The 14,175-nt window shown below is 45.5% G+C and carries 13 protein-coding genes; 9 read left to right on the top strand and 4 right to left on the bottom strand.

Translation table 11 applies throughout. The annotated features are described in order from the left end of the window. Positions 1-92 precede the first annotated feature (92 nt). From BTR1S_RS02450 to BTR1S_RS02435, 4 genes are all read left to right on the top strand, one after another. Positions 93-1,181 carry an acyltransferase family protein gene (locus BTR1S_RS02450; protein WP_029419769.1) on the top strand — a complete coding sequence of 363 codons (1,089 nt, stop codon included), beginning with the start codon at positions 93-95 and terminating at the stop codon, positions 1,179-1,181. Between the two features lie 185 nt (positions 1,182-1,366). Further along, a complete protein-coding gene (locus BTR1S_RS02445; protein ID WP_029419768.1) occupies positions 1,367-1,594 on the top strand; it encodes a FeoA family protein in 228 nt (75 codons plus the stop codon). Continuing rightward, positions 1,591-3,603 (top strand): ferrous iron transport protein B, encoded by a 2,013-nt coding sequence (gene feoB, locus BTR1S_RS02440; RefSeq protein WP_029419767.1) that lies wholly within the window; start codon positions 1,591-1,593, stop codon positions 3,601-3,603. Before BTR1S_RS02445 ends, feoB begins: the two co-directional genes overlap by 4 nt. A gap of 15 nt (positions 3,604-3,618) precedes the next feature. Further along, complete coding sequence (locus tag BTR1S_RS02435; RefSeq protein ID WP_029419766.1) at positions 3,619-3,777, top strand: FeoB-associated Cys-rich membrane protein; 159 nt, start codon at positions 3,619-3,621, stop codon at positions 3,775-3,777. A gap of 21 nt (positions 3,778-3,798) precedes the next feature. On the opposite strand, the gene BTR1S_RS02430 is transcribed toward BTR1S_RS02435, so the two are convergent. Further along, positions 3,799-4,167, bottom strand: coding sequence for a VOC family protein (locus BTR1S_RS02430; protein WP_029419765.1), 369 nt, complete (start codon positions 4,165-4,167; stop codon positions 3,799-3,801). Positions 4,168-4,349: 182 nt separating this feature from the next. Beyond that, entirely contained in the window at positions 4,350-5,321 is a 972-nt protein-coding gene (locus BTR1S_RS02425; protein ID WP_029419764.1) for an iron-hydroxamate ABC transporter substrate-binding protein, read from the bottom strand. Positions 5,322-5,476: 155 nt separating this feature from the next. On the opposite strand from BTR1S_RS02425, the gene BTR1S_RS02420 reads away from it, so the two are divergent. The 4 genes from BTR1S_RS02420 (at position 5,477) to yidA (ending at position 8,757) form a co-directional block, all read left to right on the top strand. Then, on the top strand, positions 5,477-5,941 hold the full coding sequence (locus BTR1S_RS02420) for a DUF3052 family protein (RefSeq protein WP_006639734.1): 465 nt from the start codon (positions 5,477-5,479) through the stop codon (positions 5,939-5,941). 151 nt (positions 5,942-6,092) lie between these two features. Continuing rightward, entirely contained in the window at positions 6,093-6,743 is a 651-nt protein-coding gene (locus BTR1S_RS02415; protein ID WP_006639733.1) for an MtnX-like HAD-IB family phosphatase, read from the top strand. After that, positions 6,743-7,792, top strand: a complete 1,050-nt coding sequence (locus BTR1S_RS02410; RefSeq protein WP_006639732.1) for an iron-containing alcohol dehydrogenase family protein — start codon at positions 6,743-6,745, stop codon at positions 7,790-7,792. The genes BTR1S_RS02415 and BTR1S_RS02410 overlap by 1 nt, the downstream gene beginning before the upstream one ends. 152 nt (positions 7,793-7,944) lie before the next feature. Next, positions 7,945-8,757 (top strand): sugar-phosphatase, encoded by an 813-nt coding sequence (gene yidA / locus BTR1S_RS02405; protein ID WP_006639731.1) that lies wholly within the window; start codon positions 7,945-7,947, stop codon positions 8,755-8,757. 34 nt (positions 8,758-8,791) lie between these two features. Here yidA and BTR1S_RS02400 read toward each other — a convergent pair whose 3' ends face one another. Further along, positions 8,792-10,330, bottom strand: a complete 1,539-nt coding sequence (locus tag BTR1S_RS02400; RefSeq protein ID WP_006639730.1) for an ABC-F family ATP-binding cassette domain-containing protein — start codon at positions 10,328-10,330, stop codon at positions 8,792-8,794. A gap of 446 nt (positions 10,331-10,776) precedes the next feature. Here BTR1S_RS02400 and htpG point away from each other — a divergent pair, with 446 nt between their 5' ends. Then, positions 10,777-12,657 carry a molecular chaperone HtpG gene (gene htpG / locus BTR1S_RS02395; protein WP_006639729.1) on the top strand — a complete coding sequence of 627 codons (1,881 nt, stop codon included), beginning with the start codon at positions 10,777-10,779 and terminating at the stop codon, positions 12,655-12,657. Positions 12,658-12,806: 149 nt separating this feature from the next. On the opposite strand, the gene glpT is transcribed toward htpG, so the two are convergent. Continuing rightward, positions 12,807-14,165 (bottom strand): glycerol-3-phosphate transporter, encoded by a 1,359-nt coding sequence (glpT, locus tag BTR1S_RS02390; RefSeq protein WP_006639728.1) that lies wholly within the window; start codon positions 14,163-14,165, stop codon positions 12,807-12,809. Positions 14,166-14,175 lie beyond the last annotated feature (10 nt).

Below are 14,175 nucleotides of genomic sequence, written 5' to 3'. Positions count from 1 at the left end.
TGGGATAAATACCTATGTATTTTGCCTCTTTCTTCATTTGGATGATTATGTTAATTTGATATTATTTCAAATTTGAAAGAGGAGTGATCGGTTTGCAAGTAAAAGAAATATTTGTCATTCGCTGTATCTCCTGTTTAAGCGTTGTGTTGCTTCATGCAATATCGATGGTGCTCATGGTGCGGCAGGACATGCTTGGCGATGCGGTTTTCCGGGTTGTTGAATCTTTCAGAACGCTCCTGATGTTCAGTACGCCGGCGTTTATTTTTATTTCCGAATTTTTGCTCGCGCATGCTTACCCTGGCGGCGTTCCGGAAGGATTTTTAAAAAAGCGGTTTAAAACAATTTTCATCCCTTTTCTATTTATCGCTGTTTTGGATGCTTTTATGACCGCAGGTCTGATGATGCAGCAATTTCATGCATCGGTCATTATTAAAAAACTGTTGGCGAATATTTTCTTGGGGAATTTCATCGGTTACTTCATCCTCGTCATCTTTCAATTTTACTTGCTGCATATGTGCTTCCATTCATTTTTGCAAAAGGCTTCACCTAAATGGGTGCTTTCGATTTCTTTTGTGGTCACGGCGGCTTATTTGAGCTATTTCACGTTCATTCATCCTCCGGTTGTTCAGGAGGAGGCGCCGTTTCCTTTTTCATGGGTGCCGTTTCCCGGCTGGCTTTTTTATTTTTGTTTGGCCTATTATTGCGGCAAGAATTACGAGCGCTTTTTGGCATTGCTGGAACGATACAGGCATGCGGTGTATGCAGCGGCTGCTGTGACCGGATGTTTCATTGTAGCGGTTTCCTACTTCGGACAAGACATCGCGGTGACGTCAAAGCGTCCGGATATCCTGCTTTATTCGACAAGCATCATTTTCTTATGCTTTCACCTGTTTTCAAAACTGAAGTCGGTGCCGAAACTGATCATGACGATCAGCAACTATTCTTTTTCTATTTATCTATTGCACGCTTTTATCCTGATTTTCGGATTGGTTATCTTAACAACCCTTGACAGGATCGGTACGGTTTCGGCTGTTTTGCTTTTGTTTTTCATATCTACAGGCGCTGCGGTTTTCATATCCTGGGCCGTCAATAAATTGAAGTACGGCTACATGTTTGTCGGAAAAATTTATGTGCCGAAAAAGCGGCGAATGGAGCAAAAAGTGCGTCATCATGCGGGTTAATGACATAGCTATTGATAGAGTGAAAAGCCAGAACGGCAGATTGTCTGCCGGGGTTTTTCGCTTTTTTTATATTCTCGCAAAAGTGTTCCGGTTTTGCCACATCTCCTTTTAAATGGAAGGTGACTTATTGCCTATAATCATATTATGATAACGATTATCATTTTCAGAATGTGGAGGCCTCAACGATGGTTTTAGCCGAATTAAAGCAAAAAGAGAGAGCAAGAATCATAGATTTTTCAGAAGTGAATGAACTTGTTCAACACAGGCTCATACAGCTCGGGATGAAAGAAGAAGCAGAAATTTGCGTGAAGCGGAAATTGCCGTTTGGCGGTCCGTTCATGTTCGAGTCAGGTGGACAGTGCCTCGGCATACGGCTTGAAGAAGCAAAAAAGATCAGGATTGAAAAGCTATGAACAGCCGGCAGATTGCCCTTTTCGGAAATCCGAATACGGGGAAAACGTCATTGTTTAATGCGCTGACAGGCTCCTATGAGTATGTCGGAAACTGGAGCGGGGTGACCGTTGAGAAAAAGGTGGGACTGCTCCGCCATAAACAAGGAATGATGGTCGATCTCCCCGGCGTTTATACATTGAGCCCACTGTCCCGCGATGAAGGGGTCGTCACTGACTTTCTGCTCAATGAATCATTTTCAGACATATTGAATATTGTCGATGCATCTCAGTTAAAGCGGAATTTGCACTTAACCGTGCAGCTCTTGGAATTTGGTCATCCGCTTATAATCGGTTTAAATATGATCGATGTCGCAGGACAGCGCGGCATCTTCATTGATCATCAAAAAATGTCTGAAGCGCTAGGTGCTCGGGTGATTCCTGTGATTGCCCGCAGCGGCAAAGGGTGTGATGAACTGAGCCGGCATTTGCTTATTGAAAAAGAAAAGAGGGCGGAGCCGCTTGTCATCGATTACGGGAGCACAGTGGAAGAAGCGATCAGCCGGGTCGAATCGATCATACCGGAACGCCCCGGTGTTCTAAAGCGCTGGATGGCCCTTCAATATTTGGAAGGCAACTCGAAAATGAGAGAACAGCTTGAAGGCGCTGCCGACAGCGAAAGGTTAAAAGAAATTTACGAGGAAACCGAAAAACGCCTTCTTAAAGAACAATCCGCAAGATCGCTGCATCAGCATATTTACAATGAGAGAGAGCGATGGATTGACCGCATTATATCATCCTCTGTGCAATATCAGTCAGATCGAAAACAGACGCTGACGGAACGCGTGGATCAGATCGTAACGCATCAAGTGCTTGGCATCCCGATTTTTTTGTTGTTCATGTATCTCATGTTCATGCTGACGTTTGATTGGCTTGGTGTTCCATTGTCTGACGCACTGGACGGTTTCATCGGCGGACCGCTTACGGAATGGACGGCCTCGGCGCTGTCGGCAATGGGAGCCAGCCCGTTTATCGAGGCGCTCATTCTCGATGGGATTATTACCGGTGTCGGCGGTGTCCTCGTTTTCGTCCCGCAGATCTTTATCCTGTTTTTCTTCATTTCGGTGCTTGAAGATTCCGGATATATGGCGCGTGTGGCCATGGTGATGGACCGACTGATGGAGGCGATCGGTTTAAACGGCAAAGCCTTTATTCCGCTGATCATTGGCTTCGGCTGCAATGTTCCCGGCGTCATGGCTGCGCGAACTGTAGAGCAGCCTAAGGAAAGACTCTTGACGATTATGCTGACGCCATTTATGTCCTGTTCGGCAAGGCTGCCGGTTTATGCTCTGTTTGCAGGGGCTTTTTTCGCGGCTCATCAGGCTTTCGTCGTCCTTTCTTTGTATGTGCTGGGCATCGCAGCAGCGCTGGTGCTGGCGAAGTTCTTATCCTCGTCCAAGCTCAAAGAAGAAAAGTCGTTCTTCGTGATTGAACTGCCGCCGTACCGTTTGCCTCAAGCACGTACATTGTGGCGGGCAACATGGGAGAAGGGAAAAGGCTTCGTCCGCAAAGCCGGGACTTACATTTTTGGCGGGTCTGTCCTCATTTGGCTCTTATCGTATACGGGACCCGGCGGAACGGGAGTTGAGATGGATGACAGCTTTTTAGCGATGATCGGCGGAGTGATCGCACCGTTATTGCTGCCGCTGGGGTTCGGCACATGGCAGGCAGCGGCATCACTATTAACCGGTTTTCTCGCGAAGGAAGTTGTCGTTGCTTCGATGAGCATCATCTATTTCGTACCCGAAGCCCAGCTGCAAGGCATGATGGCTGAGCAATTCACACCGCTGGCTGCATATGGATTTATGGCTTTCGTTCTTTTATACGTGCCATGCCTCGCGACAGTAGCGGTGATTAAAAAAGAAACAAACTCGAAAAAGTGGATGTTCCTGTCCATTGTTTACGGACTGGCCATTGCATATGCGATCGCGTTCTTGATTTATCAGGGCGGACGACTGCTTGGGTTATCATAGGAAGGATGTGACAGCATGCTGTTTAATATGACGATCGGAGCGCTGATCTTCGGCTATGCGGCATGGACGCTTATAAAATTTGTCAAACGAAGCCGGAAAGGAAAATGCGCCGCCTGTGAATTAAATCGTACGTGTCAATCGGCTTGTGATGATGTGAAGACGAAAAACAGCTGAGGGATCAGCTGTTTTCACTTTTTATATGTGCACTTCACTCATCAACGCGAGGGTATTTCCTTCGGTATCTTCAAAGAAGGCCATCCAGGTTTCTGTTTGCTCGATTTTCGCCACCACATGCGGCTCTATTGGAAAAGAAACGCCTTTTGTTGCGATTTCATCATATAATGCCGGCAAATCTTCAACTTGAAAATAAATGACGGAGCTTGCATGAGCAAATTCGTCTTTTTCCGGGAGGCTGAGAAGAAGCCGCAGCCCGCCGCACTCAAAGAAAGCCATGCGATCTGTCTGAAATAAAAGGGACAGGCCTAATACATCCTGATAAAATGCCACAGCCCGCTCTAAGTCTTCAACCGGCACCCCGATTTGTCCAACTTTTTCAATTCCCATATTTATCGCCTCCATCCATTTATTGTATCATATATCGTTCCACGTGAAACAGCTTCCGTGAAATGGGAGGGAATGATCGTGCGGTTACGGAGGGAGCCTTAAAGCGGTGTTGAAGTCCTTCTTGTCCCTGGTTCCATCCTTCACCCAAAGCAATAAAGAAAGGCTGGAGACGGGCTCCAGCCTTATTTTTTCTGATTCTCCTTCTCACGCTTCACCAGCATCTCCGTAATCAAATCAACCTGCTTGCTGACAGAGATCGGATCGTACGGGTAGAAGGTATTAAAATCATTGATGAAGACGCGGTTGTTTTTGACGGCGTCAAGGTTTTTCCAAATGGAAGACTGCTTCAGCTTGTCCAGCGTTTTGCTGTCGCCGTTCGGATTATAATCTGTGACGAACATATAATCGGCAGCATATTCAGGGATGACTTCCGTGGACAGTTCTTTGATTTCACCTGTTTTGAAAATGTCTTTTACGATTTTTTCAGGAGCTTTTAAGCCGAGTGCATTATAAACCGCTTGGCCGCCGCGTCCGCCGTTGTCATTGAACACCCAAAACTTCCCTTTATCCGTGTTTTCATAAACGCCGAATGTTGCATTTTTGTCGACGACTTTGGCGATTTTTTTCTGAGCGGCTTTTGATTGTTTCTCAAAGTCTGCAAGGAATTTGTCGGCCTGTTCTTTCGCACCTGCGATATCGCCGAACATCTTCACGGTTTCCTGCACATTTTTTGCAGTGTTATAAGGGATGACGACAGTCGGTGCGATTTTAGACAGCTTGTCGTAATTGTCGTCTTTCATAACAACGATTAGATCCGGCTTCAGTTTCATGACCTTCTCTACATTGATCGGGTCGCCTACATCTGTTACATCTTTCAGCTGATCTTTCAAAAATGGGTTGGTGAAAGACCATGAGCCTGAGCCGACTACATTCGCGCCAACCGAGAACAGCTCGCCGGCATAAAAGTCTGTCACGATCCGTTTCGGTTTTACCGGGATTTTGACATTGCCGCGTGTTGATTTATAAGTTCTTGTCGCCGCCTCAGCTGCTTTTTCATTGCCGCTGCTTCCGCTGGACTCTGAAGAGCTGCTGCATGCGCTGACAAACAAACATAATATCATAACGAATCCGATGATAAATGAATACTTTTTCATTTGACCCTCCATATGTATCTATAATTGAAAATGATTCGCATTATCAATGTAAATATAGCAGAAAAAGCCCTCATTCGTCTATTACTTTTTTGCTTTGTATGATTACTGTTGTTTTGGATAATTTGTTACTATAAACAGAAAAGGATTGATTAAAGATGGCAGAAACACATCCGGTTATCAAAAAATTGCAGGTTAAAGACTTCGGCCAGCCCGTACTCATCATAAACGCACCTGAGTCTTACAATGAAATCATGGCCGCATTTCAAGGTGAAGTGCATGATAGGGCCGAACAAGACAAATACGATTTTGTTCAAGTGTTTGGCACGGCAAATGAAAGCCTGCAGGCATCTGCCCGGGAAGCGGAGCATCATCTGGCAGAGGACGGATTATTTTGGCTTTGTTATCCGAAAAAATCATCCAAACTGTACAAGGGTTCTGATTGCAGCCGCGAGACGGTAGCCGCTTTGCTTGCGGATCAGGGCTATGAGCCTGTCCGCCAGATCGCAATTGATGATGATTGGTCTGCCCTGCGGTTTCGGAAAGCGGAAAACATCAAGACAATGAAACGGAAATTTGCCGTGACGGAAAAAGGGAAACAACGTACTGAGAAAGAATCATAAACACATCACGTATATTGTTCAGTTCATTAAGAATATTCACTTTGTGAAATAAAGTACACAAAAAAGAAATATGATTATGTTCAACAATTCACAAACTTTCTGTATAATAAATCTAAAATTTAAAATTCCCTAGAGAAAAGAGGTATGCAGCATGAAGGAATGGGCATTTGTATCAGACTTTGACGGGACGATTTCCAAACAGGACTTTTATTGGATGGTTATTGATAAATATTTTCCTGAAGGCCGTGAATTGTTTAAGAAGTGGAAAGCGGGAGAATTAAAAGATATTGAATTTTTAGGCACCGTGTTTGCTTCCATCAATCAAAGCGAACAAACCATCATCGATGACATCCATTCGATTCCGATTGATGAGCATGTACCAGACTTCATTCGGCATGTCCAGGAAAGCGGCGGCGACTTTTTCATTCTAAGCGCCGGAACTGATTATTACATTCATTATATTTTAAAAAAATACGGCATTAAAGATGTCGAGGTTTATTCAAATAAAGGCTTTTTTAAAGAAGACAACGTCCACATGACGATTGATGAAAACCATTGGCACTACTCTGAACGCTATGGCATTGATAAATCAAAAGTCATTCAAAAGCTGAAAGAAGAGTATAAGACGATTTATTTTGCCGGTGACAGCGAACCTGATTCCCACCCGGCAAAATTTGCGGATGTTACGTTTGCAAAAGACGCGCTCCAGGATATATTGCGCGAGAAGGGTGTGCCGTTTGTAGCGGTCGAGACTTTCGGGGACATCGAACGGTACTTAAAGCAAAAAGGAATGATCGTCTAATGCCGCGCCAGGTGACAAGTATCGCCATTCCTGCGGTTTTGGACATTAGTGAAGGCGTGTTTGGCCGGTTGGAGGCGATCTTGGAAAAGCACCAGTTTGATAAGGCCATTATGTTTTTTGATGATTTTTCATATCAGCAGTATGAGAATTCATTAAAAGCCGCTTTTCAAAAGGTCCAAGTCGACGCTGTTAAACTGCCGGCCGGCCTTGATCTTCAGCAGCTGATTCAGAAAGCATTTTCAATCGGTAATTATGATGTCATGATCGCCATGGGCGGCGGATATGTCGTTGATTGCGGAAAATATATCGCCTTTTCTAAACGAACCCCGTTCATCAGCATACCGACATCGGCATCCAACGACGGGTTTGCAAGCAGCAATTGTTCGCTTCAGGTCGAGGGCAAAAAAACAACGGTTCCTGCCCGGGTTCCTTATGGGATTATTGCTGATTTGAATATTATTCAAAAAGCACCGGAATGCTTTATTTTAGCCGGGATCGGCGACCTGATGTCCAACATTACCGCCCTTTATGACTGGGAGTTTGAAGAGCGGCAAGGAGTCAGCGATGTCAATGCGTTTGCATCTATGCTCAGCAAAAAGGCAGTGAACAGTTTCGTCCGTACGCCGATGCAGGATATTAAACAGCCGATCTTTTTGAAAGAATTGGTCAGTTCATTAACAATGGGCGGCATCGCAACGGAAATCAGCGGAAACAGCGCGCCTATCAGCGGTTCAGAGCATTTGATATCCCATGCGCTGGACAAAATCTCAAAAAAACCGCAGATGCACGGCATACAAGTAGGGGTGGCCACCTATATCATGGCCCATGTGCAAAATCACCGGGCTGAGAGAATTAAAAAGGTGTTTACAAGAACGGGCTTTTTCAACTATGTAAAAACGCTTCATCTTGACAAACATGAGTTTCGCGAAGCGATCAGCCTTTCTCACACGATAAAGCCAAACCGTTATACGTACCTGCATGACAAGGCCTACCGTGAAAAAGCGCTCCGTTTGCTTGATGAAGATCCCATTCTTCAAGACATGTTTTAAGCTGCAAACAGTCTCCGCCAGAGGCTGTTTTTTGCTGTGGGGAGTTTTTCGGATGATGTCATAAAGGAAAAGCCAAGGACTGTGGTAAAATAAAGGAGAAATAGGTCATAGGTATGAGATTGAGGCACGATTTTAATCAGGGAGAGTGGAACATGTACAAACTAATCGCGATAGATATGGATGGAACATTGTTGAATGACCTTCATGAGGTAACAGAGGAAGTGCGTGATGCCCTTCATGCGGCGAAAGCGCAAGGCGTGAAGATTGTCCTTTGCACCGGGCGCCCTCTCGGCGGAGTGAGCCGCTATTTGGAAGAACTGAATTTAAATGAAGATGGCGATTATGTTATCGCCTATAATGGTGCGCTTGTTCAAAATACGCATACACAGAAGGTCGTATCAGAGCTGACGCTTCGCTATGAAGATTTGAAATCTTTATATGAACTCAGCCAAACCCTTGATACCCCGATGCACTTTTTTGACTCATCTTATTTATATACGCCAAACCGCGATATCAGCCCCTATACAGTCTATGAATCAAACGTCACTCAGGTTCCGCTCCGTTTTCGGAAGATGGAGGAGATACCGGAAGACATACTGGCGCCAAAGGCGATGTATATTGATGAGCCGGAGAAGCTTGACCGGACCATCGCCGCTATACCGGAGGAAGTAAAGGAACGTTATACAATGGTGAAGAGTTCGCCGTTCTTTTACGAAATTCTTCATCCTGCGGCCAGTAAAGGAAATGCCGTTCGGCAGCTCGCCGATCTATTGGGGATTGCAAGAGAAGAAGTAATGACAATCGGCGATAACGGCAACGATCTGACAATGATCGAATGGGCTGGCTGCGGAGTTGCGATGGGCAATGCCATACCTGAGGTGAAGGCCTCTGCAAATTATGAAACGAAATCAAATAATGAAAACGGCGTCGCCCACGCCATTCATGAGCTTGTATTATCCAAATAAAAAAGCCGGCCTTTCGAAAAGGCCGGCTTTTCCTTTACTTGCGCCGCCAGGCTTCAATCCGCCAGACATGAGTCACCCAGTCTTCATAAAAGGCCGGCTCATGGGAAACGAGCAAAATCGTTCCTTTATAGTCGCAAAGCGCTTGCTTTAAGGCATTCTTTGCCAATGTGTCAAGATGGTTTGTCGGTTCATCAAGAACAAGCAGATTGCTGTTTGAAAGCATCAGCTCCGCCAGCCGGACTTTTGCCTGTTCACCGCCGCTGAGCGTAGAAAAGGGCTGGCTGATATGCTTTGGCGTCAAACCGGACATCGCGAGCGTTTGCCTGATGTCTTTTTCCGGTACATCGGGAAAGAGCGCCCGCACTTTTTCAAGCGGTGTATCATGAGAAGCGGGGCTTTCCTGTCTAAAATAGGCTGCCTGTAAATGCTGTCCGGCTGTTACGATGCCGCTGAGAGGCTTGAGATCACCGAGCAGCGTTTTGATGAGCGTCGATTTTCCGGCGCCGTTTTCTCCGATAATGGCGATTTTATCGCCCCGGTTCACGGTCAGGGAAAGGGGCTTAAATAATGGTACGGTGTAGCCGGCCTCAAGCTTTTCCGTCTCGAGCACGGTCATCGCCGGATTCCGCCCCGTTGTAAATTCAAAGCGGGGGACATGAGAATCTGTCGGTTTTTCGATTCGCTTGATTTTGCTTAATGCTTTTTCCCTGCTTTTGGCCTGTTTCGCTTTTCGGACTCTGTTGCGGTCGATAAACGCCTCTAACTTTTTAATTTCCCTGTTCTGTTTTGCGTAAGCGGCTTCTGCCTGTGCCCGGCTTTGCGCATATTCCTTCAGAAAATATTGATAGTTGCCGGAGTAGCGTTTTATCGTTTGATGCTCCAGATGGAATGTAACCGTCGTGATCTCATTTAAAAAGCGTTCGTCATGGGAGATGACGAGAAATGCGTGCTCATAGTTTTTCAAGTAGCCTGTCAGCCACTCAATGTGTGAGGCATCCAAATAGTTGGTCGGCTCATCCAACAACAGCACATCAGGTTCTTCGAGCAGCAGCTTGGCCAGCAGCAGCTTCGTACGCTGGCCTCCGCTTAAAGCCGTGACATCCTGATCAAGGCCGATTTCCGTCAAGCCGAGGCCTTGGGCGGCATCCTCAATGTTGGCGCCGATTTGGTAAAATCCTGAAGCATCCAGTTCGGTCTGGAGCTCTCCGTATCTTTTCAGCATGGCCTCCAGGTTGTCTCCGGGATCGGCCATTTTTTCAGCGAGCACATTCATTTCCATTTCGATTTCAAAAAGCCGTTCATAGGCCTTTTCCATGTACTGAAGGATGGTTGTGCCTTCCGTCAGTTTGGCATGCTGTTCGAGAAAACCGGCCCGAATATTCGGCTGCCATTCAATGTTTCCGTAATCGGGCAGAAGGCTTCCCGTCAAGAGCCGCAGAAATGTCGACTTTCCGGCTCCGTTTGCACCGACAAGGCCGGCATGCTCGCCTTTCAGCAAGCGGAAGCCGGCATCTTGAAAGATCATGCGGTCTCCATATATATGGGTAAGATTCGTGACATTAACAATACTCATGGTGATTCTCTCCTTCAGGCTTATTTTCGAAAAAACTAAGCCATCAAAGAGAACAGCGTGAAGCATCGCTATCCTGTCCGGCAAAAAAAGCGGGTAAGGCAAAATACACCTTACCCGCTACATATTAAAATACAGCAAGAAAGGATGTGAAATCGTATCAAACTGTTCCCGAGATGGCTTGTCTAAAAAAGGGCAGACTTCTCCTGTCTTTAAGCCAATTCTCTTTTAAGAACAGTTGATAAGATTTTCATTCCTTTCCACCTCATACAGTCAAAATTTTCTTCATATCAAATTATATGAAGAGGAAGTACGGTTGTCAAATTGTAAAAAATGCTCCTTCAAGCGGCATTTTTTACAATTTGACATCAATCAGCCGGTATGTTATTTAAAATATGAATAGGAAAGATATTGAAAAGTCGGTTTGAAAACAAAAGGAGAGAGAAAAGGTGGCTAAAAAAGAATTCAAAGCAGAATCCAAAAGATTGTTAGACATCATGATCAACTCAATTTACTCCCAAAAGGAAGTCTTTTTAAGGGAGCTGATTTCTAACGCGAGCGACGCCATCGATAAAATCTACTACAAAGCGCTGACAGACGATTCACTGACGTTTAACAAGGACGATTATTACATAAAGGTGAAATCTGATAAGGAAAACAGAACATTGACCGTATCAGATACGGGAATCGGCATGACAAAAGAGGAGCTGGAGGAGCACCTCGGAACGATCGCGAAAAGCGGTTCACTTGCGTTTAAACAGGAACACGAAGTAAAAGACGGGCATGATATCATCGGCCAGTTCGGCGTTGGATTTTACGCCGCTTTTATGGTAGCCGACGTTGTCACAGTCATCACAAAGGCGCATGGCAGCGACCAAGCGTATAAGTGGGAGTCCGCGGGAGCCGACGGGTATACGATCGAGCCGTGCCAAAAAGATCATGTCGGCACAGATATTATGTTGAAATTGAAAGAAAACACGGATGATGAAAATTATGATGAATACCTTGATGTGCACCGTTTGAGATCAATCATTAAATCATATTCCGATTTCATTCGCTATCCGATCAAGATGGATGTCACCGTCAATAAACCGAAAGAGGACGGCGAAAACGAATTCGAAGAAGTCCAGGAAGAGCAGACGGTCAACAGTATGGTGCCGATTTGGCGGAAAAATAAAAACGAGCTTACAAAAGAGGATTATGAAGCGTTTTATGCTGAAAAGCGCTACGGCTTTGACAAACCTCTTGCCCATATCCATACAAGTGTCGACGGTGCGGTGAGATACCATGCTATTTTATACATTCCGGAGAACATGCCGTTTAACTATTATTCAAAGGAATTTGAGAAGGGCTTGGAGCTGTACTCTAACGGTGTATTGATCATGGAGAAATGCCCTGATCTGCTCCCTGACCACTTCAGCTTTGTGAAGGGAATGGTAGATTCAGAGGATTTATCCCTCAACATATCAAGGGAGATGCTCCAGCATGACCGCCAGCTCAAGCTGATTGCCAAAAATATCAGCAAGAAAATCAAAAATGAATTGAAAAATCTGTTGAAACATGACAGGGAAAAATATGAATCATTCTATCAATCGTTCGGCAGACAGCTCAAGTTTGGCGTCTACAACGATTTCGGCGCCAACAAGGATGTGCTGAAGGACTTGCTGATGTTCTACTCTTCCAAGGAGAAAAAGCTTGTCACGCTTGACGAGTATGTATCAAGAATGCCTGAGGACCAAAAATATATTTATTATGCGTCAGGCGATTCATATGACCGGATTGAAAAGCTTCCTCAGACAGAGCTTGTTTCTGAAAAAGGCTACGAAATTTTATATTTTACCGAAGATATTGATGAATTCGCCATAAAAATGCTTGCGAAGTATGAGGAAAAAGAATTTAAATCCGTGTCAAGCGGAGACCTGGGAATCGAAGAAGACAAGGACCAAAACAATACAGATGCGGATGAACATCAATACAAAGAGCTGTTTGGCGAAATGAAAAGCATACTGGCGGACAAAGTAAAAAACGTAAGGGCGTCAAAACGCCTGAAAACCCATTCCGTATGCCTTGCTGCCGACGGCGAAGTCACAATCGAAATGGAGAAAATTTTAAACGCGATGCCTGACAATCAGCATGTCAAAGCAGACAAAGTGCTGGAGATCAATACAAATCACGACGTTTTCAAAACGCTGCAGGACGCTTTTGAAAACGACAAAGATAAATTCAAACTGTATACCAGTCTCCTGTACAACCAGGCGCTGCTGATCGAAGGCCTGCCGATCGATGATCCAGTCGAGTTTACAAACGATATATGCAAAGTGATGGCGTAATAAATAAGCCGCATCTCAAGGTTTCTTGAGATGGGCTTTTTTTGTGGAAGTGGTTAGGTGGGAGCAAACAGCCAAACGAATATGGCCGGAAAAAATTTTATGGAAAACTTAGTAAAAGATACATCTCAGACTGAGATGTATCTCTTCACTTAATGTTTGACAACTTCCTGTCCCCGCACATTCCATGTCATCGCAAAGATGAGGGCGGCAATTGCGCATGATGCCGTTAATAATGTAAATCCTGCGTTCCATCCGGCTGAATCGACGATGACCCCCATTAGAGCGTTGGCGGTCATTGTGCCTCCCAAGTAGCCGAACAGACCGGTCAGTCCGGCGGCGGTGCCGGCGGCTTTTTTAGGAACAAAGTCAAGCGCCTGCAAGCCGATCAGCATAACCGGACCGTAAATAAGAAAGCCGATCGCGATCAAGGATATCATATCCACCACCGGATTTCCGGCCGGATTGAACCAATACACCAGCACAGCAATCAAAACGCCGAGCATAAAGACGAAACCGGCGGGACCGCGGCGTCCTTTAAACCATTTATCCGAGATCCAGCCGCATAGCAGCGTCCCCGGAATGCCCGCCCATTCATACAGAAAATAGGCGACGCTTGATTTGCTCATATCAAACCCTTTTTCTTCGTTTAAATAGGTTGGCGCCCAGTCCAATACGCCGTAGCGGACGAAATAGACGAAGATGTTTGCCAGCGCGATGGCCCAAACCCATTTATTATTCAACACATATTTGAACAGAATCTCTTTAGTCGACAGCTCCGTTTCAAACGTTTTTTTCGTTTTTGTTGAATAGTCATTGCGATATTCTTCAATTGGCGGCAGTCCAACAGACTGAGGGGTATCGCGGATTAATACATATGAAATAACTGCTACAACGATGGCAACCAGTGCTGGTAAAATAAAGACACCTTCATACCCTGAAGAACTTCCGGTGATTCCGGAGAATACCGCGACACCGGCAACAGCAATCGGAGCCATCAGCCCTCCGCCGACATTGTGGGCGACATTCCAAATCGCCGTTTTATTTCCCCTTTCGCTTACGCTGAACCAGTGAACAAGTACGCGGCCTGATGGAGGCCAGCCCATCCCTTGGAACCAGCCGTTTAAAAACAGCATGATGAACATGATGGCGATAGATGAAGTAAAGAAAGGAACAAACCCCATCAGCAGGCTGATGACGGCGGAAAGAATCAAGCCGGCAGGCAGGAACATCCGCGGATTGCTCCTGTCTGATATGGTCGCCATCACAAACTTGCTGATCCCGTAAGAAAGTGAAAGGGCGGATAAGGCCAGGCCGAGCTGTGATTTTGAAAACCCTTCTTCAATAAAATACGGCATAGCCAGCGAGAAATTTTTGCGAATCAAATAATATGCTGCATATCCGATGAAGATGCCAAGAAAAACCTGCAGTCTGAATTTCTTGTATTCAGAATCGATTTTTTCGTCAGGCAATCTGTCAATCGGCGGTGCAGGTCTAAAAAGCTTAATCATGTTTTCCTCC

Source organism: Bacillus sonorensis NBRC 101234 = KCTC 13918, assembly GCF_001592005.1.
GTDB classification, from domain to species: domain Bacteria; phylum Bacillota; class Bacilli; order Bacillales; family Bacillaceae; genus Bacillus; species Bacillus sonorensis.
The sequence above is the reverse complement of the archived record's forward strand: the minus strand, read 5'-3'. Positions and strand labels throughout refer to the sequence as shown.